This is a genomic window from Mesorhizobium sp. B2-4-2 (assembly GCF_006442845.1).
Classification (GTDB): Bacteria; Pseudomonadota; Alphaproteobacteria; order Rhizobiales; family Rhizobiaceae; genus Mesorhizobium.
Genome location: NZ_VFVM01000003.1, coordinates 508,507 through 528,544 on the forward strand (window position 1 = coordinate 508,507; position 20,038 = coordinate 528,544).

The 20,038-nt window shown below is 64.1% G+C and carries 18 protein-coding genes; 10 read left to right on the forward strand and 8 right to left on the reverse strand.

Annotation, left to right across the window (positions count from 1 at the left end; all coding sequences use genetic code 11):
• Positions 1–88: 88 nt before the first annotated feature.
• Both FJ942_RS09375 and FJ942_RS09380 read left to right on the forward strand, forming a co-directional pair.
• Positions 89–1,582 carry a PLP-dependent aminotransferase family protein gene (locus FJ942_RS09375; RefSeq protein WP_140497014.1) on the forward strand — a complete coding sequence of 498 codons (1,494 nt, stop codon included), beginning with the start codon at positions 89–91 and terminating at the stop codon, positions 1,580–1,582.
• 193 nt (positions 1,583–1,775) lie between these two features.
• Positions 1,776–3,362, forward strand: coding sequence for a trimethylamine methyltransferase family protein (locus tag FJ942_RS09380; protein ID WP_140497016.1), 1,587 nt, complete (start codon positions 1,776–1,778; stop codon positions 3,360–3,362).
• A 23-nt stretch (positions 3,363–3,385) separates the two neighbouring features.
• On the opposite strand, the gene FJ942_RS09385 is transcribed toward FJ942_RS09380, so the two are convergent.
• The 5 genes from FJ942_RS09385 to FJ942_RS09405 all read right to left on the reverse strand — a co-directional run bounded on the left by FJ942_RS09385 (position 3,386) and on the right by FJ942_RS09405 (position 8,549).
• A complete protein-coding gene (locus FJ942_RS09385) occupies positions 3,386–3,784 on the reverse strand; it encodes a hypothetical protein (protein ID WP_140897541.1) in 399 nt (132 codons plus the stop codon).
• Positions 3,785–3,891: 107 nt separating this feature from the next.
• Complete coding sequence (locus FJ942_RS09390) at positions 3,892–4,275, reverse strand: VOC family protein (protein WP_140556807.1); 384 nt, start codon at positions 4,273–4,275, stop codon at positions 3,892–3,894.
• A 19-nt stretch (positions 4,276–4,294) separates the two neighbouring features.
• Positions 4,295–5,686 (reverse strand): chromate efflux transporter, encoded by a 1,392-nt coding sequence (gene chrA / locus FJ942_RS09395; protein WP_140497020.1) that lies wholly within the window; start codon positions 5,684–5,686, stop codon positions 4,295–4,297.
• Entirely contained in the window at positions 5,683–6,501 is an 819-nt protein-coding gene (locus FJ942_RS09400) for a sulfurtransferase/chromate resistance protein (protein ID WP_140497022.1), read from the reverse strand. Before FJ942_RS09400 ends, chrA begins: the two co-directional genes overlap by 4 nt.
• 242 nt (positions 6,502–6,743) lie before the next feature.
• Positions 6,744–8,549 carry an IlvD/Edd family dehydratase gene (locus FJ942_RS09405; RefSeq protein WP_140497024.1) on the reverse strand — a complete coding sequence of 602 codons (1,806 nt, stop codon included), beginning with the start codon at positions 8,547–8,549 and terminating at the stop codon, positions 6,744–6,746.
• 151 nt (positions 8,550–8,700) lie between these two features.
• Between FJ942_RS09405 and FJ942_RS09410 the strand changes: the two genes are divergently transcribed.
• The gene (locus FJ942_RS09410) at positions 8,701–9,153 is read left to right on the forward strand and encodes a carbon monoxide dehydrogenase subunit G (RefSeq protein WP_140497026.1); all 453 of its coding nucleotides are present in this window, start codon (positions 8,701–8,703) and stop codon (positions 9,151–9,153) included.
• A gap of 35 nt (positions 9,154–9,188) precedes the next feature.
• Here the strand turns inward: FJ942_RS09410 and FJ942_RS09415 are convergent, their stop codons facing one another.
• The 3 genes from FJ942_RS09415 to FJ942_RS09425 all read right to left on the reverse strand — a co-directional run bounded on the left by FJ942_RS09415 (position 9,189) and on the right by FJ942_RS09425 (position 12,085).
• Positions 9,189–10,358, reverse strand: a complete 1,170-nt coding sequence (locus FJ942_RS09415; protein WP_140497028.1) for an Mrp/NBP35 family ATP-binding protein — start codon at positions 10,356–10,358, stop codon at positions 9,189–9,191.
• 77 nt (positions 10,359–10,435) lie between these two features.
• A complete protein-coding gene (locus FJ942_RS09420; RefSeq protein ID WP_140497030.1) occupies positions 10,436–11,440 on the reverse strand; it encodes an inorganic phosphate transporter in 1,005 nt (334 codons plus the stop codon).
• Between the two features lie 3 nt (positions 11,441–11,443).
• Entirely contained in the window at positions 11,444–12,085 is a 642-nt protein-coding gene (locus FJ942_RS09425) for a DUF47 domain-containing protein (RefSeq protein ID WP_140497032.1), read from the reverse strand.
• A gap of 209 nt (positions 12,086–12,294) precedes the next feature.
• On the opposite strand from FJ942_RS09425, the gene FJ942_RS09430 reads away from it, so the two are divergent.
• From FJ942_RS09430 to FJ942_RS09465, 7 genes are all read left to right on the forward strand, one after another.
• The gene (locus FJ942_RS09430; protein WP_140497034.1) at positions 12,295–12,672 is read left to right on the forward strand and encodes a VOC family protein; all 378 of its coding nucleotides are present in this window, start codon (positions 12,295–12,297) and stop codon (positions 12,670–12,672) included.
• Positions 12,673–12,764: 92 nt separating this feature from the next.
• A complete protein-coding gene (locus FJ942_RS09435) occupies positions 12,765–13,664 on the forward strand; it encodes a LysR family transcriptional regulator (protein ID WP_140497036.1) in 900 nt (299 codons plus the stop codon).
• Between the two features lie 132 nt (positions 13,665–13,796).
• Positions 13,797–14,276 carry a formate dehydrogenase subunit gamma gene (locus tag FJ942_RS09440; protein WP_140497038.1) on the forward strand — a complete coding sequence of 160 codons (480 nt, stop codon included), beginning with the start codon at positions 13,797–13,799 and terminating at the stop codon, positions 14,274–14,276.
• Complete coding sequence (locus FJ942_RS09445; protein WP_140497040.1) at positions 14,273–15,829, forward strand: NADH-quinone oxidoreductase subunit NuoF; 1,557 nt, start codon at positions 14,273–14,275, stop codon at positions 15,827–15,829. Before FJ942_RS09440 ends, FJ942_RS09445 begins: the two co-directional genes overlap by 4 nt.
• Before the next feature lie 10 nt (positions 15,830–15,839).
• The gene (fdhF, locus tag FJ942_RS09450; RefSeq protein ID WP_140649429.1) at positions 15,840–18,749 is read left to right on the forward strand and encodes a formate dehydrogenase subunit alpha; all 2,910 of its coding nucleotides are present in this window, start codon (positions 15,840–15,842) and stop codon (positions 18,747–18,749) included.
• A gap of 129 nt (positions 18,750–18,878) precedes the next feature.
• Positions 18,879–19,709: a formate dehydrogenase accessory sulfurtransferase FdhD gene (gene fdhD / locus FJ942_RS09460; protein ID WP_140649431.1), complete on the forward strand. Its 831-nt coding sequence runs from the start codon at positions 18,879–18,881 to the stop codon at positions 19,707–19,709.
• Positions 19,699–20,010, forward strand: a complete 312-nt coding sequence (locus FJ942_RS09465) for a formate dehydrogenase subunit delta (RefSeq protein ID WP_140649433.1) — start codon at positions 19,699–19,701, stop codon at positions 20,008–20,010. The genes fdhD and FJ942_RS09465 overlap by 11 nt, the downstream gene beginning before the upstream one ends.
• The last annotated feature ends 28 nt before the right edge of the window (positions 20,011–20,038 follow it).

Consider the following 20,038-nt stretch of genomic DNA (forward strand, 5'->3'; position numbering starts at 1 on the left):
AAAATTGATTGGCGCAACCCCTTGTGCCACCGTTACATTCGACTGGTCCAGCCAAACGAAAAAAGCTGGCCATCGAGGAACATTTCCCATGCCACAGCGCAACGACACGGCCATATGGTCCGGCCTGTTCCGGATTTCGGCCGAATCCGGCCAGACTTTGCAGGCACAGATCCGCCAGGCGATCGTGGCCGCTATTCTCGACCGCCAGATCGCCGCTTCGATGCCGCTTCCGTCATGCCGGATATTGGCCGAAAAACTCGGCGTGGCGCGCGGAACCGTGGTGCTGGCCTTCCAGCAACTGGTCGACCAGGGCTTCCTGGTGGCGCGCGAGCGGCGCGGCCATTTCGTCAATCCCGACGTTTTGGCGACGCCGGCCAAGCCGCACCAGAAGGCGCCCGACCAGGCCAACGAGATCGACTGGAAGGCACGCCGGCAGATCGCGGCCAGCGACATGCCGCCGCCAGCCAAGCACGAGAACTGGATCAAGTCGTCCTACCCCTTCGTCTATGGCCAGTTCGATCCGGCGCTGTTCCCGACCGCCGAGTGGCGCGAGTGCAACCGCATGGCGCTTGCCGTGCTGGAGATCCGCAACTGGGCCTCCGACATGGTCGATCGCGACGATCCGCTGCTGATCGAGCAGATCCAGGCGCGGCTGCTGCCCAGGCGCGGCATCTTCGCCAACCCCGACGAGATCATCGTCACGCTGGGCGCCCAGAACGCGCTCTACATGCTGGCGACGCTTTTGATGACCAAGGGCTCGAAGGTGGCGATGGAGGATCCGGGCTACCCCGACGCACGCTCGATCTTCCGGCTCGCCGGCGCCGACATCCAGCCGGTGCCGGTCGACCAGTCCGGCATCGTAACCTCTTCGATTCCCAACGATTCCGGCTTTGTCTTCGTCACGCCCAGCCATCATTGCCCGACCATGGTGCCGCTGTCGGCGGAACGCCGGCAGGACCTTCTGGCGCGCGCCAACCGCTACAACCAGATCATCATCGAGGACGGCTATGACAGCCAGCTTCTCGACGAGGCGCCGCAGCAGGCCTTGAAGAGCCTCGACCGCTCGGGCCGCGTCATCTATGTCGGCTCGATGTCGAAGACGCTGGCTCCGGGCCTGCGGCTTGGCTACATCGTGGCCTCGGCTGGACTAATCGCCGAACTCAGGGCGCTGCGCCGCTTCATGCTGCGCCATCCGCCGGCCAACAACCAGCGCGCGGTCGCGCTGTTCCTGTCGCTCGGCCACCACGAAGCGCTGGTGCGGCGGCTGTCGAGCGCCTTCGACGAGCGGCGCAAGCGCCTGGTCCATGCGATTTCCGCTTTCCTGCCCGAGTGGCGTTCGACCGACTCGGCCGGCGGCACGTCGCTGTGGCTGGAGGGACCGCGCGGCACCGATTCCCGCGGACTGGCCGAGGCCGCCGCCTCGCGCAGCGTCATCATCGAGCCGGGCGACCGCTTCTTCGACCGCACCGAAAAGCCTTCGCGTTTCATGCGCTTGGGCATCTCCTCGATCGCGCTGCAGCATATCGAGCCCGGTATCCGCGAACTTGCAACCGCCGCGGGCCGCAGGCCGGCCGCCGCCTGATCACCTGGGCCTGACCACCTCCCGGGAGCCGCGCAACAGCGGCTCCTGCTTCTTTAGCACTGGCATATGCAACCGGACCGGCTGGCTCATAGGCTGTGCCAATGCCGGCGGCATAGTCGAGGCCTAAAGGGGACGAAGCAGCCGATGGTGGACCAACCGCCGCCCTGCTTCCGAGAAAAGGTGGAGTGCTTCCATGTCAGTGGCTGTCGAAAAGCAGGAAGCGGCCGACCAGCGTTCGCGCCGCTCCGGCGGACGCGAAGCGCGTCGCGCCATGCGGGCGGCGCCGCTCGCCGACGACATCAGGCCGGTTCGCGCCGGCCTTGAGGGGGGGAGCTATGGCCCCCTGCGCGGCACTGATTGCGAGCGCATCCACGAAGCGGTGCTGACCCTGCTGGAGACGGTCGGCTTCGCCAACGCAATCCCGTCCTGCATCGAGGCGCTGACCAAGGCCGGCGCCAGCCATGGCGACGACGGCCGTATCCGTTTCCCGCGCGCACTGGTGCTCGACACGATCAAGCGGGCGGCGCGGCATTTCACGCTGCACGGCCAGGACCCGAAGCACGACATGGTGATCCAGGGCAAGCGCGTGCATTACGGCACGGCGGGTGCTGCCGTGCATCTTGTCGACGTCGAGAAGCGCGAGTATCGCGAATCCTTGCTGCAGGACATCTATGATGCCGCGCGCATCGTCGACGGGCTCGACAACATCCATTTCTTCCAGCGGCCCATGGTGCCGCGCGACATTCCCGATCCGCTCGAAATGGACTTCAACACGCTCTATGCCTGCGTGATGGGCACGTCCAAGCATGTCGGCACGTCCTTCACGGTGCGGGAGAACGTGCAACCGGCGCTCGAAATGCTCTACGCGATCGCCGGTGGCGAGGAGAATTTCCGGGCCCGGCCGTTCGTGTCGAACTCCAACTGTTTCGTCGTGCCGCCGATGAAATTCGCCGAGGACGCCTGCGGCGTGCTCGAGGCCTGCGTCGAAGGCGGCATCCCGATCCTGCTGCTTTCGGCCGGACAGGCCGGGGCCACCGCTCCGGCGGCGATCGCGGGTGCGGTGGTGCAAGCCGTGGCCGAAGTGCTGGCCGGCCTTGTCTATGTCAACACCATCAAGCCGGGCCATCCGGCGATCTTCGGTACCTGGCCGTTCGTGTCGGATCTGCGCACCGGCGCCATGTCCGGCGGCTCGGCCGAACAGGCGGTGCTGACCGCGGCCTGCGCGCAGATGGCGCAGTTCTACGACCTGCCAGGCGGTTCGGCCGCAGGCATGACGGATTCGAAACTGCCCGACATCCAGTCCGGCTATGAAAAAGGCATTACCAATGTGATGGCCGGCCTTTCCGGCCTCAACCTGGTCTACGAATCGGCCGGCATGCATGCGTCCCTGCTCGGCTTCTGCCTGGAAAGCCTGATCATCGACAACGACATGCTGGGCCATTGCCTGCGCTGCGTGCGCGGCATCGAGGTGACGGACGACGCGCTGTCGATCGACACCATTGCTGATGTCTGCCTGAAAGGCCCGGGCCACTATCTCGGCAACGAGCAGACGCTGAAGCTGATGCAGACCGAATATTTCTACCCCGCCGTCGGCGACCGGTTTTCGCCGAAGGAATGGAACGAGAAGGGCCGACCCGACATATTGCAGCGGGCGATCGTCGAGAAGAAGCGCATCCTCGCCGAACGCTTCCCGCGCCATGTGCCGAAGCCGCTCGACGACAGGCTGCGCGCCCGCTTCGGCGACATGATCAAGCTGCCGCGCAACGGCATGGGCGGCTGAGAACGCCCCCCTTTGAAAATAGGTTAATCCGCGCTCAACCCATAATGTTCGACGACCTCGGTATTGACCAGCTTGGCGTGTACCGCCATCAGCACGATCTGGGCGTCGAAACTGTCTCCGGCATCGACCGCGGCCTCTATCCGACGCTCCACGTCCTGCCGCGGCTGCGCGCCATGAGAGCGCTCGAATGCCTCAGGCCCAGCAATACAATAGCTGAACAAACACGCCACTTGCGCATAAGCCTGCGGCGGCGGCTCGTCGGGCCAGTGATCCTTCATCAGGTTGACGATGGTGAGCTTTACGCCCTCCGGCACAAGGGCGGGATGCAAGTCGGCTCCGCGCAATGCGGCATCGAGCTGCCTGAGGTCGCTTGAACGGCCGAACATGCCGAGGAAACCGAGGGAAGAGCGTCGTTTGGCCATCATGGTCCAATCTGTTTCCCAGCAAATTGAGTGGCCTGGCAACGGAATGCAAATGCCGTGCAGGTGGTTTCTGCCCATGTCAGCTGGCTATTCGTGACAGGGACGCATTATCTGCGCCCCGATTCGAACAGTTCCACCAGATTGCCGGATGGGTCCCGCAGCAATATCTGGCTGCCGCCCATGCCCTTGACGATTTCGTTCCTGAAAGCCTGGCCGGCAGTTTTCAGCTTGTAAACCACGCCTTCGAGATCCTCCACCTCGATCTGAATGCGGTTCCAGCCGCCGGGTTCGGGCACGCTGCCGTCGGGCATCGGCTGCGACGCCCCACCAGGGCCGCCAGCGGCATTGAGCAGAAGCCGCAGGTTGCCCCTGGAAAGCATGGCGAAGGACGGCGCCGGGTGCATGGCGACCGTGAAGCCGAGATGGTCGCGGTAGAAGGCGATCGCCCTGTCGACGTCATTGACGATATAGCGAACGTTGACCGTTTCCATGGTCTCCTCCGTGCCGAAGCTACCCACTCGCCGCAAGCAATAAGACACCCGCCAGGGCCGATCCGGCAAGCGTCGGCAGCATGCCGATTTTCAGCTTGAGGATGGCGATCATGGTAGCGCAGGACAGCAGCGCGGCACGCCAGTCGATCGAGGACAGCACCGGCATCTCCATTCCGAGCCCCGTCGCGCGCACGTCGCGGAAGATGACGTGCAAGGCGAACCACAGGGCCAGATTCATGATGACGCCGACGACCGCCGCGGTGATCGCGCCCAATGCCGCCGACAATGCCTTGTTGCCGCGCAGCGCCTCGATGTAGGGCGCGCCGAGGAATATCCAGAAGAAGCACGGCGTGAAGGTAACCCACAGCGTAAGCAGCGCTCCAAGCGATCCGGCAAACAACGGATATGGCGATCCGGAATGGCGCAAGCCTGCAAGGAAGCCGACGAACTGCAGGACCAGGATGAGCGGTCCTGGCGTGGTTTCGGCAAGGCCCAGGCCATCGACCATTTCGCCTGGCGCAAGCCAGCCAAGAGAACCGACGGCCGCTTGCGCGACATAGGCCAGAACGGCATAGGCGCCGCCGAAAGTGACGACCGCCATGAGGCTGAAGAAGCCGCCGATCTGCGTCCAGACGCTGTTTGCCGATGTGAACGCCCAGATCAGCACAACCGGTCCAAGCCAGATCGGCAGCCAGATCGCGATGGTGCGCGGCGCGTGCCATCGCGTCGGCCTGGTGTGGGCCAGTTCGCCGCGCTCGAACATCAGATCGACCGCGCCCGTGGCGTCGGGAGCTTCGTCCTTGCCATGCGCGGCGCCAGAAAACAGGGCCGGCGCGATGCCGTTTCCGACCCATCCCACCAGTCCTGCAAACAGGACGAGGAGCGGAAAGGGGACGTTGAGCACGTAGATGCCGACAAAGGCGCAAAGCGCGATCGCCGCCATAACCCGGTTCTTCAAGGCGCGCCGGCCGATGCGGATCACGGCCTCGACCACGATCGCCAGCACCGCCGCCTTCACCCCGAAAAACAGCGAGTCGACCAGCGGCGCATCGCCATAGAGCGCATAGAGGATGCTCAAGGTCAGCATGACGACCGCCCCGGGCACGACGAAGAGGATGCCGGCGACAAGACCGCCGATCGTCTTGTGCAGCAGCCAGCCGATGTAGATGGCGAGTTGCTGGGCCTCGGGGCCAGGCAGCAGCATGCAGTAGTTCAGCGCATGCAGGAAACGCTGCTCGCCGATCCAGCGCTTTTCCTCGACCAATTCCCTGTGCATGAGCGCGATCTGCCCAGCCGGTCCGCCGAAACTGAGCAACCCGATCTTCGCCCAGAGTTTCGTGGCCTCGCGGAAGCTCGGGACCGCAGGCGCCTCGATGAGGTCAGCACTTTCCTCGGAAAGGAGGGAGCTCATGACGCCTTCGCCCCGGCCGGCCAATTGTGCGTTTCGTCGGTGGCATCGCGGCACCAGCGGAAGAACGCGTCGTAAAGCAGCATGCCGGCATCCAATTGTTGCAGGTCATCGCGAAACATGCGCGACAAGCCAAGCGAGGCGGCGAGAAATCCCGCCGCCTGCGGAACCAGGTCGAGGCTGGCCGTGTCGGCTGCGCGCACGATCACGGCGAGGCGGTCGAGCGCTTCGGATTCGAGCCCGAACTCCTCGAGCATCGTGTCGAAGGTGCAGCGCTCGCCGCGATGGCTCCAGAACGCATTGTCGATGTCGAAAGGCACGGCCTGAAAACGATCGGCGACATCGGGCACTTCCGCGGCGTCGACGAACAGGAAGACCGCTTGAGGATCGACGAAACGGCGGATCAGCCAGGGGCAGGCAATGCGATCGACTTTGGGCCGGGCCCGCGTCACCCAGACGGTGCGGCCCTTGTCGTCACGAGGCGGCATCCTGTCGGCACGGACCAGAAGGCCGTGGGCGTCCCGCCAGGCTTCGAAGCCGCCTTCGAGCGATTCGGCGGCAATCCCTTCATGACGCAACCATGCGGCGACGCCTTGCGAGAGCTTTTTTCCCTGCTGGCAGACGACCGCCACGCGGCCACCGGCGAAGTCGGCTGCCCAAGTCTGGACGGTTTTGAAATCGCGCCGGTACGACGCCGGCAGCAAACGTGGATCGGCGTTGTAGTCGTCCTCGGTACGGATATCGAGGATTGCAGGCGCGCCCGGCAAACCGACCATACGGATCAGTTGCGGCACGGTGACAGCGGTTGTTGACGGCATGGCGTCCACCTCCTGAAAGAGAAGCCTGGACGCGAACGTTGGGCTGACGCCTCACGGGGTCGTCGCGATGAACCCCTTGCAGCGATGGTGGATTTGTTGGGCAGGCTTGTCAAGGACGCAATGTCCCCGGCCTGTGGCAGGCCGCGAAACGGAAAGACGACCGGCGGCCGATCAGGCCGCCGATCGGCGATCGCTATCCGTCAATTATCGCTTGAAACGATCGATGATTGTCCGGGGAATAATCAGTGATTGTCCCGGGGCACGCCCTTCGTATGAGCGACGTCCTGGTATTTCACCGCCGGTTTCAGCACCATGCCGCCCGAGAACTGGTCGACCATACCGCGCTGGATTTCCTGCCATGGTGTCTGGTGCTCGGGATAATGGTAGCCGCCATTGTTCTGCAGCTCGGCGCGGCGGCGGGTGATCTCGTCATCGGTGACGAGAATGTTGGCCGTGCCCTTTTTCAGGTCGATGCGAACGCGGTCGCCTGTCTTGAGCAACGCAAGCCCCCCGCCGATGGCGGCTTCCGGCGAGGCGTTGAGGATGGAGGGCGAGCCTGACGTGCCGGACTGGCGGCCGTCGCCGATGCAGGCCAGCGCGTGGATGCCCTTCTTGATGAGATAGGCCGGCGGCTGCATGTTGACGACCTCGGCGCCGCCGGGATAGCCGACCGGACCGGCGCCGCGCATGAACAGGATGGTGTGCTCGTCGATCCCTTGCGCCGGGTCGTCGATGCGGGCGTGGTAATCCTCCGGACCGTCGAAGACCATGGCATTGCCCTCGAAGGCCTCGGGGTCCTTCGGGTTGGAGAGATAGCGCTCGCGGAATTCGGGCGAGATGCCGCTGGTCTTCATGATTGCCGAATCGAACAGATTGCCCTTGAGATTGATGAAGCCGGCATTGGCCTTCAGCGGCTCGGCGACAGTGCGGATGACCTCGCGGTTCTCGTTGACGGCATCGCGGCAATTGTCGCCCATTGTCTTGCCGTTGGCGGTCAGAGCATCCGGATGCGGCAGCAGCCCGGCTTTCATGAGCTCCGCCACCACGGCCGGCACGCCGCCCGCGTGATGGTAGTCCTCGCCCAGATATTCGCCCGTCGGCTGGAGATTGACGATGAGCGGCACGTCGAGGCCGATCTTCTGCCAGTCGTCATTGTCGAGCGGCACGCCGAGATGGCGGGCGATGGCGTTGAGATGGATCGGCGCGTTGGTGGAGCCGCCGATCGCCGAATTGACGACGATGGCGTTCTCGAACGCCTTGCGCGTCATGATGTCGGAGGGCTTCAAATCCTCGTGCACCATATCGACGATGCGTTTTCCCGTCTCGTAGGCGATCTGGCCGCGCTCGCGATAAGGAGCCGGAATCGCGGCCGAACCCGGCAGCTGCATGCCGAGCGCCTCGGCCAGCGAGTTCATGGTGGTGGCGGTGCCCATGGTGTTGCAGTAGCCGGTGGACGGCGCCGAGGAGGCGACGATGTCCATGAACTCGTCGTAGCCGATCTCGCCGGCCGACAGGCGCTGGCGCGATTCCCAGACGATGGTGCCCGAACCGGTGCGCTTGCCCTTGTGCCAGCCGTTAAGCATCGGACCGACCGACAGCGCTATGGCCGGAATGTTGACGGTCGCCGCCGCCATCAACAGCGCCGGCGTCGTCTTGTCGCAGCCGATGGTGAGCACGACGCCGTCAAGCGGATAGCCATAGAGCACTTCTACCAGGCTGAGATAGGCAAGGTTGCGGTCGAGAGCTGCGGTCGGGCGCTTGCCGGTCTCCTGGATCGGGTGGCACGGGAATTCGAAAGGAATGCCGCCCATCGAGACGATGCCTTCGCGCACGCGTTTGGCGAGCTCGATGTGGTGGCGATTGCAAGGCGACAGGTCGGAACCGGTCTGGGCAATGCCGATCAGCGGCTTGCCCGACATCAGTTCGGCGCGCGTCAGCCCGTAATTCAGGTAGCGCTCCAGATAAAGTGCCGTCATGCCCGGATTGTCGGGGTTGTCGAACCACTCCTGCGAGCGAAACTTTTTCTTTCCTGTGGGGGCGCCAGCCATCATGGTCTCCGTATTTGTATGACAAATCGATATGACAACGCGCGGATGCAGGCAAGGGGCACGCGTGATCTGAATCCGGACTTTGGTGCGATAGACATCAATCGGGCCGCACGCTACCAACAATCCGACATTGGTCGTCCGGGAGGTTCTGATGGCTTTGGTGATCGAGGGCGAGGAGCGCATCGCCGCACCCCTCCAGAAAGTTTGGGAAGCGCTGAACGATCCGGCGGTGCTGAGAGAAAGCATCCCCGGCTGCCAGAGCCTCGAAATGAAGTCGCCGACCGAGATGGCGGCGACGGTGGTGCTGAAGATCGGCCCGATCAAGGCGACCTTCAACGGCGAGGTGACGCTGAGAAATCTCAATCCCCCGCATGCCTACACGATCCAGGGCGAAGGCAAGGGCGGCATCGCCGGCTTCGCCAAGGGCGGCGCCGACGTGACGCTGACCGAGGATGGGGCGGACGCGACGGTGCTCAAATACGCTGCCAAGGCCGAAGTCGGCGGCAAGATCGCCCAGCTCGGCAGTCGGCTGATCGAATCGACCTCGAAGAAATTGGCGGGACAGTTCTTTTCGAGCTTCGGCGAGAAGGTGGGGGCTGCTTAGGCTGGTCTATCCAGCGTTAGCGCCCCTGGACGACATTACTCGAAGACGATGCTCGGCACGGCGTCCGCGGCCGCGCCGCGCTCTTCGTTGACCCTGTCCCAGACCTTCGAAGCGATATCGCGATAGATCTTCGCTTCGGCACTGTCGGGCTTCGATGCCACCACCGGCGCACCTTCATCCGAGCTTTCGCGAATGCCCATCTCCAGCGGCACCTCGCCAAGGAAGGTGACGCCGAGGCGCTCGGCCTCACGGCGTGCGCCGCCATGGCCGAAGATGTCGTAGCGCTTGCCGGTGTCGGGGGCGAGGAAATAGCTCATGTTCTCGACGATGCCGAGCAGCGGCACGTCGACTTTCCTGAACATGTTGAGGCCCTTGCGAGCATCGATCAGGGCCAGATCCTGCGGCGTCGAGACGATGACCGCGCCGGCCAACGGCACCTGCTGGGCCATGGTGAGCTGGGCGTCACCGGTGCCAGGGGGCATATCGACGACGAGCACGTCGAGTGGCCCCCATTCGACTTCGCGCAGCATCTGCGTCAGCGCCGACATCACCATCGGCCCGCGCCAGATCATCGGCGTTTCCTCGTCGACGAGGAAGCCCATCGACATCACCTTGAGACCGTAATTCTGCATCGGTTTCAGGATCTTGCCGTCGACGGTCTGCGGCCGGCCGCGGATGTTGAGCAGCCTTGGCATGGACGGGCCATAGATGTCGGCATCGAGCACGCCCACTTTCAGCCCGTTGGCGGCGAGGCCGAGGGCCAGATTGACGGCTGTGGTCGACTTGCCGACACCGCCCTTGCCGGACGCAACCGCGATGATCGCCTCGATGCCGGGCACGCCGCGCTTGCCCTGGCTGTGCGAGGCAGGCGCATGGGGCGCCGGGCGCGGCGCGGCAACGGGCGGGGCGGGACGTGGCGCCGGGCGCGCCGCGACAGGCGCCTCCATGCCGCCGCCCTTCTTCTCCGCCGTCAAGGCGACGACGGCGCCGGCGACACCAGGAATAGCTTTCACGACACGCTCGGCCGCGGCGCGCAATGGCTCCATCTCCTGCGCCCTGGCGGCCGGAACGGTGATCGAGAAGAACACTTTCGAATCGGCGATGAAAATCTCGGAAACCATGCCGAGGTCGACGATGTTGCCGGTGAAATCGGGGCCATTGACCGTTTTCAGGCGCTCGATGACGGTTTCCTTGGTGACGGACATGGCTGTTGCTTCCCTGGCGTTCGGCTGCTGCTCACATAGTGCAGATCGCCGGCGGCTCCAAGCGCCAGGCCGCGACATCAGCCTGCCAGGCGAACCGCCAGATAGGTCAGTGCAGAAATCGCCGCCGTCGCCGGCAAGGTGACGACCCATGCGATGACGATGTTGCCGGCTATGCCCCAGCGCACCGCCGAGACACGGCGGGCGGCGCCGACGCCGATGATGGCGCCGGTGATGGTGTGCGTGGTCGAAACCGGAACACCGAGCCATGTCGCGGCGAAGAGGGTGATGGCGCCGCCGGTCTCGGCGCAGAATCCCTGCATCGGGTTGAGCCTGGTGATCTTCGAGCCCATCGTGTGGACGATGCGCCAACCGCCGAACAGCGTGCCCAGCGCCAATGCCGACTGGCAAGTCAGGACCACCCAGAGCGGCACGTAGAAATCCGTTCCGAGCATGCCTTGGGAATAGAGCAGCACGGCGATGATGCCCATGGTCTTTTGCGCATCGTTGCCGCCATGACCGAGCGAATAGAGGGAGGCGGAAAAGAACTGCATGACACGGAAGGTACTGTCGACGGCAAACGGCGTCTGGCGCACGAACAGCCAGGAAACCACCAGGATCAGGAGAAGCGCCAGGACAAAGCCCGTCGCCGGCGACAGGACGATGGCGGCGACCGTCTTGCCGAGCCCCGCCCAGACGATGGCACCCGTGCCGGCCTTTGCGACGCCTGCCCCCACCAATCCGCCGATCAACGCATGCGAACTGCTCGATGGGATGCCGGCGATCCAGGTGACGATGTTCCAGACGATGGCGCCGACCAGGGCGGCGAAGATCACCGCCGGGGTGACGATGCTTGCATCGATGATACCCTTGCCCACGGTTTCGGCGACATGGAGGCCAAAGAACATGAAGGCGATGAAATTGAAGAAGGCCGCCCAGAACACCGCGTAATGCGGTCTCAGCACCCGGGTCGAGACAATGGTGGCGATCGAGTTGGCGGCGTCGTGCAGGCCGTTGAGGAAATCGAAGAACAGCGCGACGGCGACAAGGCCGACCAGCAGGGGAAAGGCGATCGCGACTTCCATCGCCTAGACGTTCTCGATGACGATGCCGCTGATCTCGTTGGCGACGTCCTCGAAGCGGTCGACCACCTTCTCCAATTGGCCATAGATCTCCGAGCCGATCAGATAGGCCATCGCATCGCTGCGGCCGTGCCGCCTGAAGAGATCCTTCAGGCCCTGCTCATGCAGATCGTCGGCTCGGCCTTCGGCACGCATGACTTCCTCGGCGAGTTCGTTCAGGCGCGCACTGTTGGCGCCGACCTTGGCCAGCAGCGGGATCGCCTCCGCGACGAGCCTGGCGGCATCGACAATGACGGCGCCCATTTCCTGCATCAGCGGATCGAATTCCCTCTTCTCGAACAGCCGCACCGTCTTGACGGTCTTGTGCATCATGTCGATGGCGTCATCCATCGACTGGATCAGGTCCTTGATATCGCCGCGGTCGAAAGGCGTGATGAATGAGCGCCGCACGGCAAGCAGGACTTCGGCGGTGATATGGTCGGCTTCGTCCTCGAGATCGACGATCTTTTCGCACCAATGCTCGATGTCCTTGCCTAGGAGGAGCTGCTGCAGGGCCTCCGCGCCGCCGACCACCGTGCGGGAATGCCGCTCGAACAGGTCGAAGAAGCGATCTTCGCGCGGCAACAGCTTGCGGAACCAGCCCAGCATGTTCGTCCCTCCCGGCGCACCAGTTCCATCCACATAGCGCCGCATGCGCCCATGGGGAACAGTAAGCCGGCTGAAAGATGTGGATGCAGCCAATTGCAGGCACCGCTCGCAATTGGCTGGCCGCCGGCAAAGCGGGGGTCGTCAAGCGACCGGAGCGACCTATTTCCAAGGAGGCGCCGGGGACGACAAGCAGCGAAGGAGAAACGATCATGCTTGCAAACAGCAACGCGACGGCCAACCTCGCGGTGAAAGAGCTGGCGAAGGCAAAGGCTTTCTACGAGGGGACGCTCGGCCTGAAACAGGTGCATGACGAGGGTGGCGAACTGATCGTGTACAAAAGCGGCGACACCACGATCAATGTCTATCGCTCTCAGTTCGCCGGAACCAACAAGGCGACGGCGGTGACGTGGACGGTCGGCGATGAGATCGACACCGTCGTCAGCGGGCTGAAATCGAAGGGCGTTGCGTTCGAGCACTACGAGATGCCCGGCCTGAGCCTGGAAGGCGACATCCATGTCGGTCACGGCATGAAGGTCGCCTGGTTCAAGGATCCGGACGGCAACATCCTCAATCTCGTCGACCGATAGGTTTCTGCGATCAAGCATCGGCTTGGGGCGATCGACATCGCAGTGGCCGGCAGCCCTCTGGCGCGGTGCGGCGGCGGCGGTTAGCTTCAGATATGATCGACAAGCTGGAATTTTTCATCGCGCTGGCCAAGGAAGAGCATTTCGGGCGGGCTGCCGAAGTGTGCGGCGTCACCCAGCCCACCTTGTCGGCCGGCATCAAGCAACTTGAGGGTCAGCTGGGCGTGATGCTGGTCCTGCGCGGCTCGCGCTTCCAGGGCCTGACCCCGGAGGGCAAGCAGGTGCTGGTGTGGGCGCGCCGCATCGTCGGCGATACCAGAACCATGCGCGAGGAGATGCGGGCGGCGCGGCACGGCTTGTCGGGACGTATCCGCATCGCCGCCATTCCCACCGCGCTCGCCATGGTGGCGCGGCTGACGACGCCATTCCGCGAAAAACACCCCGGCGTCACCTTCTCGGTACTGTCCCGGACCTCGATCGAAGTGCTGTCGCTGCTCGGCAATTTCGATATAGACGCCGGCGTCACCTATCTCGACAACGAACCGCTCGGACGAGTGACCAGCGTACCACTCTACGATGAGCGCTATCAGCTGATCACCGCCATCGGAAACCCCTATTCCGACCGCGACAAGGTGACATGGGCCGAGATCAGCCACCTGCCGCTCTGCCTGCTGACCCCGGACATGCAGAACCGCCGCATCATCGACCAGCACCTGGCCGAGGCCGGTGTCGAGGTCCGGCCGACGCTGGAATCCAATTCGATGATCGTGTTGTTCTCGCATATCCGCACGGGCAAATGGTCCTCGATCATGCCGCTCAACCTCACGGAAACGTTCGGCTTTTCCGAACCTATCAGGGCTATCCCGATCGTCGAGCCGGACGCCAGCCACACGGTCGGGCTGGTGGCCGCGTTGCGCGAACCGCATACGCCGCTGGTTTCGGCGCTGCTGGACGAGGCGATGGCGCTTGCAGACGATTTCCGCGCCCACCGCTAGGTTAGGGAATACAGGTGCTGGAACTCGATAGAAAATTTCTATCGAACGACGGATCAGCTTTATTGATTTCAGGGGTTTCTCCTGATTTTGTAAAGACTTAGCGATAAAGCCACCGACCAGGGAGGGCGCTGCGTGACGATGCAGCCTGCAAGTACCGAGATCGCATCGCGCACGGCCGCGATCATCCAGGAGCTGAAAGATCTCGAAGGTCCGCTGCTGCCGATCCTCCATAACATTCAGGAAGAGTTCGGCCATGTGCCGCAGGCAGCACTCCCGGTCATTGCCGACGGACTGAACCTTTCCAGAGCAGAGGTGCACGGCGTCGTCACCTTCTATCACGATTTCCGCGCCCGCCCGGCAGGCCGGCATGTGCTCAAGCTCTGCCAGGCCGAAGCTTGCCAGTCGATGGGTTCCGACGTGGTCGCCGCCAGGATCAAGCAATTGCTCGGCATTGATTTCCACGAGACTGCGAAAGACGGTTCGGTGACCCTGGAGCCGGTTTATTGCCTCGGGCTGTGCGCCTGCTCGCCCTCGGCGATGCTCGATGGCGAGGTGATCGGGCGGCTCGACAACGAGAAGATCGAAGAAATCGTCGCAAAGGTGCGCTCATGATCCCGCGCATCTACATTCCCGGCGACTCCGGCGCGCTGGCGCTCGGTGCCGAAAGGGTCGCCAAGGCAGTTCGCGCTGAACTCGCCGAGCGCGGCGTTGAGGCCAAGATCGTCCGCAACGGGTCGCGCGGCGCCTATTTCCTAGAGCCTATGGTCGAGGTCGCCACAGCAAACGGCCGCGTCGCCTACGGGCCGGTGAAGCCGTCCGACGTCAAGAGCCTGTTCGACAATGGCTTTCTCACAGGCGGCCACCACAAGCGCTGGCTGGGCGCGCCGGACAAGATCCCGTTCCTGGCCAAGCAGACCCGTCTGACCTTCGCGCGCTGCGGCATCAACGACCCGCTGTCACTCGACGCCTATAAGTCGCTTGGCGGACTGAAGGGCCTGCAGAACGCGGTGGCCATGGCCCCGGCCGACATCGTCAAGCAGGTCACTGACTCGGGGCTGCGCGGCCGCGGCGGCGCCGGCTTCCCGACCGGCATCAAATGGAAGACGGTGCTCAATACGACATCCGAGCGCAAATACATCGTCTGCAACGCCGACGAGGGCGACAGCGCCACCTTCGCCGACCGCATGATCATGGAGGGCGATCCCTTCGTGCTGATCGAAGGCATGGCGATCGCCGGCATCGCCACCGGCGCGACCAAGGGCTTCGTCTACATCCGCTCGGAATATCCGCATGCGGTGGCGGTCATGAACAAGGCCGTCGAGGTCGCCCGCAAGGCCGGGGTGCTCGGCGTCAACGTGCTCGGTTCGCCCAACGCCTTCGACATGGAGATCCGCGTCGGCGCCGGCGCCTATGTCTGCGGCGAGGAGACCTCGCTTCTGAACAGTCTGGAAGGCAAACGCGGCGTGGTGCGCGCCAAGCCGCCGCTGCCGGCAATCCAGGGCCTTTTTGGCAAGCCGACGGTGATCAACAACGTCATCTCGCTGGCTTCGGTGCCTGTCATCATGGACAAGGGCGCCGCCTACTACAAGAATTTCGGCATGGGCCGCTCGCGCGGCACGATCCCGATCCAGATCGCCGGCAACGTCAAGCGCGGTGGCCTGTTCGAGGCGGCTTTCGGCATGACGCTCGGCGAAATCATCGACGATATCGGCGGCGGCACGGCCACCGGCCGGCCAGTGAAGGCGGTGCAGGTCGGCGGTCCACTCGGCGCCTATTTTCCGCGCGCGCTGTTCGACACACCGTTCGACTATGAGGAATTCGCCAAGCGCGATGGACTGATCGGCCATGCCGGCATCACCGTATTCGACGACACCGCCGACATGCTGAAGCAGGCGCGCTTCGCCATGGAGTTCTGCGCCATCGAAAGCTGCGGCAAGTGCACGCCCTGCCGCATCGGCTCGACGCGCGGGGTGGAGACCATCGACAGGCTCGCCGCCGGCATCGAGCCGGAGAAGAACCTCGCCCTGGTTACCGATCTCTGCAACACGATGAAGTTCGGATCGCTCTGCGCGCTGGGCGGCTTCACGCCCTACCCGGTGATGAGCTCGATCACGCATTTCCCCGAGGATTTCAAGCCCGCGCCGGCGCGCGTGGCTGCTGAATAGGAGCTGGCAGATGAACATCAAAGCCGACTTCCCGACGCTTATCGAAGAGATCGATTACGGAACTCCGCAATCGAAGGCTGAGAAGCGGATCACGCTGACCGTCGACGGCCGCAGCATCAGCGTGCCGGAAGGCACGTCGATCATGCGCGCCGCGATGGAAAGCGGGGTCGAGATCCCGAAGCTATGCGCCACGGACATGCTGGACTCGTTCGGTTCCTGCCGCGTTTGCCTGGTCGAGATCGAAGGGCGCGGCGGCACGCCGGCGTCCTGCACGACGCCTGTCGGCGAAGGCATGGTGGTGCGCACGCGGTCGGAACGGCTCGACGCCATTCGCCGCGGCGTCATGGAGCTCTATGTCTCCGACCATCCGGTGGGCTGGAACGAGAAGGCCGGAACCGGCGCCAGTGAGTTCGACGCGGTGGCGAAGTCGGTTGGCCTGACCGAGAACCGCTACGGCGTCGAAGGCCGCAATCACGTCAAGGAGGATGGCGTCGCGCCCGGCCACGGCTCGCTGGCCGTCGACTACGTCGCGCGTGACGAATCCAATCCGTATTTCACCTATGATCCGGCGCAATGCATCGTCTGTTCGCGTTGCGTGCGGGCCTGCGAAGAGGTGCAGGGCACCTTCGCGCTGACGATCGAGGGCCGCGGCTTCGAATCGCGCATGGTCGCCGGCATGCACGAGGATTTCATCGCTTCCGAATGCGTGTCCTGCGGCGCCTGCGTGCAGGCCTGCCCGACCGATGCGCTGCGCGAGAAGACAGTGCTCGCCAAGGGCCTGCCGGAACGCTCGGCCGTCACCACCTGCGCCTATTGCGGCGTCGGCTGCTCGTTCAAGGCCGAAGTGAAGGACGACGAGGTCATCCGCATGATGCCCTACAAGGAGGGCAAGGCCAATCACGGCCATTCCTGCGTGAAGGGCCGCTTCGCCTATGGCTATGCCACTCACAAGGACCGCATCCTGTCGCCGATGATCCGCGAGAAGGTCAGCGATCCCTGGCGCGAAGTGAGTTGGGAGGAGGCGATCGCCCACACGGCCAAGGAGTTCCGCCGCATCCAGTACCAGTACGGACGTACGGCGATCGGCGGCATCACCTCGTCGCGTTGCACCAATGAGGAGACCTATCTGGTCCAGAAGCTGGTGCGCCAGGGCTTCCGCAACAACAATGTCGATACCTGCGCGCGCGTCTGCCATTCGCCGACCGGCTACGGGCTCGGCCAGACCTACGGCACCTCGGCCGGCACGCAGGATTTCGATTCCGTCGAATTCACCGACGTCGCCGTCATCATCGGCGCCAATCCGGCTTCCGCACACCCGGTGTTCGCCTCGCGGCTGAAGAAGCGGCTGCGCCAGGGGGCCAAGCTGATCGTGCTCGACCCGCGCCGCACCGAGATGGTCAAGTCGGCGCATATCGAAGCCGACTACCACCTGCCGCTGAAGCCCGGCACCAATGTCGCCGTGCTGACGGCGCTCGCACATGTCATCGTCACCGAAGGCCTGTTCGACGAGGCCTTCGTCCGCGAGCGCTGCGACTGGACGGAATTCCAGGACTGGGCGTCCTTCGTCGCCCTGCCGGAGAACAGCCCCGAAACCGTCGGCAAGCTGTCCGGCGTCGATCCCGAACTGATCCGCGGTGCGGCACGTCTCTACGCCAAGGGCGGCAACGGGGCGATCTACTACGGCCTCGGCGTCACCGAGCACAGCCAGGGCTCGACCACGGTGATGGCGATTGCCAATCTCGCTATGGCCACCGGCAATATCGGTCGCCCGGGCGTCGGCGTGAACCCGCTGCGCGGCCAGAACAACGTGCAGGGCTCGTGCGACATGGGCTCCTTCCCGCACGAACTGCCAGGCTATCGCCATGTCTCGGGCGACGCGGTGCGCGACATCTATGAAAGCCTGTGGGGCGTGAAGCTGGACGACGAACCCGGCCTGCGTATCCCCAACATGCTGGATGCCGCCGTCGACGGCTCCTTCAAGGGCATCTACATCCAGGGCGAGGACATCCTGCAGTCCGATCCCGACACCAAGCATGTCGCCGCCGGACTGGCCGCGATGGAATGCGTGGTCGTGCACGACCTTTTCCTCAACGAGACGGCGAACTACGCGCATGTGTTCCTGCCGGGCTCGACCTTCCTTGAGAAGGACGGCACCTTCACCAATGCCGAGCGCCGCATCAACATGGTGCGCAAGGTGCTGGAACCGAAGGCGCGTTACGCCGATTGGGAAGCGACGCAGGAGCTTGCCCGTTCCGTCGGGCTGGACTGGAACTATGCGCATCCGTCCGAGATCATGGACGAAATCGCCAAGACGACGCCGAGCTTCTCCGGCGTCTCCTTCGAGTTGCTCGACCGCCTCGGATCGGTGCAGTGGCCCTGCAATGAGAAGGCCCCTCTCGGCACCCCGGTCATGCATGTCGACGGCTTTGTGCGCGGCAAGGGCAAGTTCATCCGCACCGAATATGTGGCGACGGACGAGCGAACCGGGCCGCGCTTCCCGCTGCTTTTGACCACCGGCCGGATCCTGTCGCAGTACAATGTCGGCGCGCAAACGCGGCGCACCGACAATATCATGTGGCACTCCGAGGACCGGCTGGAGATCCATCCGCACGACGCCGAGAACCGCGGTTTGCGCGACGGCGACTGGGTGCGGCTGACCAGCCGCTCCGGCGAGACGACGCTGCGCGCGCAGATCACCGACAGGGTGTCACCGGGCGTGGTCTATACGACCTTCCACCATCCCGACACGCAGGCCAACGTCATCACCACGGACTTTTCGGACTGGGCGACCAACTGTCCGGAATATAAGGTGACGGCGGTGCAGGTCGGTGCCTCCAACGGACCATCGGAATGGCAACGCGACTATGACGAGCAAGCGCGCAACAGCCGCCGCATCGCCCCGCTGGAAGCGGCGGAGTAGAACTTGGACGAGGCATTCGACAATAAGAGCTTCAATCTTGATGGTTGATCGACCACCATTGCGTCGAGCTTCACTCGATACCTCTTCCCCGATCGACGGGGGAGAAGAAAGGCGCGAGGGGTGCGTCTCGTGACTCGCAAACGCCCCGCCATCACCGAAATGTCCCGTCTCGCTCGCCGCGCCAGCGGCACGGCAGCGGCCCGCCGCATGGTGCCGGAAGAAACGCCGGTGGCGTTCTCCTTTGCCGGCACGACGCACGCGGTGATGATGGCGAGCCCGGCCGATTTGAAGGATTTCGCGCTCGGTTTCTCGCTGACCGAAGGCATCATCGCTTCATCCGACGAAATCGAGGCGATCGAGGTCGAGGATCTCGGCGCCGGCATCGACATCCAGATTCGACTGAAGGACCAGGCCAACACGCGCTTCGAGGCGCGGCGGCGCAGGCTCGCCGGACCGGTTGGCTGCGGGCTGTGCGGCATCGAATCCATCGAGGAAGCGATGCGCTCGGTCGATACAGTTGGTGCGTCTAAACTTACGCTTGATGCCGGCGACATCGTCCGTTCCGTCAAGCTTCTCGCCAAGATGCAGCCGCTGCACAGCGAGACGGGCGCGGTGCACGCCGCCGGCTTCTATATCCCCGGCAAGGGCACCGTCATTGCGCGCGAGGATGTCGGCCGTCACAACGCACTGGACAAGCTGGCCGGCGCATTGGCCAAGGCCGGCATCGACGGCGCGACCGGCGCGGTGGTGGTGACGTCGCGCGTCTCCGTCGAGATGGTGCAGAAGACGGCGACGATCGGCTCGCCCTTCATCATTGCCGTCTCTGCGCCGACCGCGCTCGCCGTCCGCACCGCCGAACAGGCCGGCATGACGCTGGTGGCCTTGGTTCGCGGCGACGATTTCGATATTTTCACCCATCCGGACCGGGTGGTTCGCGGAGTTGCCAAACATGTCGCATGACGAAGACCACATCATGAGCACCAGCGAGAAGCTGGTGCGGATGGCCAACCAGATCGCGGCCTTTTTCCACTCCAGGCCGCGCGAAGAAGGCGTGGCCGGGGTGGCCGAGCATATCAACAAATTCTGGGAGCCGAGGATGCGGCGTCAGTTCTTCGAGATGCTGGACAGCGGCGGCGACGGCTTCGATGAACTCGTCGTGGCTGCCTCGACCAGGATCAAGCGGCCGGTCTCGCCCGCCGAGGCCGATCTGAAGCTCGGGCTCAAGCTTCCCCCAGGCGACGTAGCCGCCCAGCAAAAATAGCCATTGGTTCGCGTCCGCTTATATTTCC

Excerpts from the sequence above, each read along its gene's own strand:
- FJ942_RS09375 (WP_140497014.1), top strand. The coding sequence starts at position 89 with ATGCCACAGCGCAACGACACGGCCATATGGTCCGGCCTGTTCCGGATT.
- FJ942_RS09380 (WP_140497016.1), top strand. The coding sequence starts at position 1,776 with ATGTCAGTGGCTGTCGAAAAGCAGGAAGCGGCCGACCAGCGTTCGCGC.
- FJ942_RS09385 (WP_140897541.1), bottom strand. The coding sequence starts at position 3,784 with ATGGCCAAACGACGCTCTTCCCTCGGTTTCCTCGGCATGTTCGGCCGT.
- FJ942_RS09390 (WP_140556807.1), bottom strand. The coding sequence starts at position 4,275 with ATGGAAACGGTCAACGTTCGCTATATCGTCAATGACGTCGACAGGGCG.
- chrA (WP_140497020.1), bottom strand. The coding sequence starts at position 5,686 with ATGAGCTCCCTCCTTTCCGAGGAAAGTGCTGACCTCATCGAGGCGCCT.
- FJ942_RS09400 (WP_140497022.1), bottom strand. The coding sequence starts at position 6,501 with ATGCCGTCAACAACCGCTGTCACCGTGCCGCAACTGATCCGTATGGTC.
- FJ942_RS09405 (WP_140497024.1), bottom strand. The coding sequence starts at position 8,549 with ATGGCTGGCGCCCCCACAGGAAAGAAAAAGTTTCGCTCGCAGGAGTGG.
- FJ942_RS09410 (WP_140497026.1), top strand. The coding sequence starts at position 8,701 with ATGGCTTTGGTGATCGAGGGCGAGGAGCGCATCGCCGCACCCCTCCAG.
- FJ942_RS09415 (WP_140497028.1), bottom strand. The coding sequence starts at position 10,358 with ATGTCCGTCACCAAGGAAACCGTCATCGAGCGCCTGAAAACGGTCAAT.
- FJ942_RS09420 (WP_140497030.1), bottom strand. The coding sequence starts at position 11,440 with ATGGAAGTCGCGATCGCCTTTCCCCTGCTGGTCGGCCTTGTCGCCGTC.
- FJ942_RS09425 (WP_140497032.1), bottom strand. The coding sequence starts at position 12,085 with ATGCTGGGCTGGTTCCGCAAGCTGTTGCCGCGCGAAGATCGCTTCTTC.
- FJ942_RS09430 (WP_140497034.1), top strand. The coding sequence starts at position 12,295 with ATGCTTGCAAACAGCAACGCGACGGCCAACCTCGCGGTGAAAGAGCTG.
- FJ942_RS09435 (WP_140497036.1), top strand. The coding sequence starts at position 12,765 with ATGATCGACAAGCTGGAATTTTTCATCGCGCTGGCCAAGGAAGAGCAT.
- FJ942_RS09445 (WP_140497040.1), top strand. The coding sequence starts at position 14,273 with ATGATCCCGCGCATCTACATTCCCGGCGACTCCGGCGCGCTGGCGCTC.
- fdhF (WP_140649429.1), top strand. The coding sequence starts at position 15,840 with ATGAACATCAAAGCCGACTTCCCGACGCTTATCGAAGAGATCGATTAC.
- FJ942_RS09465 (WP_140649433.1), top strand. The coding sequence starts at position 19,699 with ATGTCGCATGACGAAGACCACATCATGAGCACCAGCGAGAAGCTGGTG.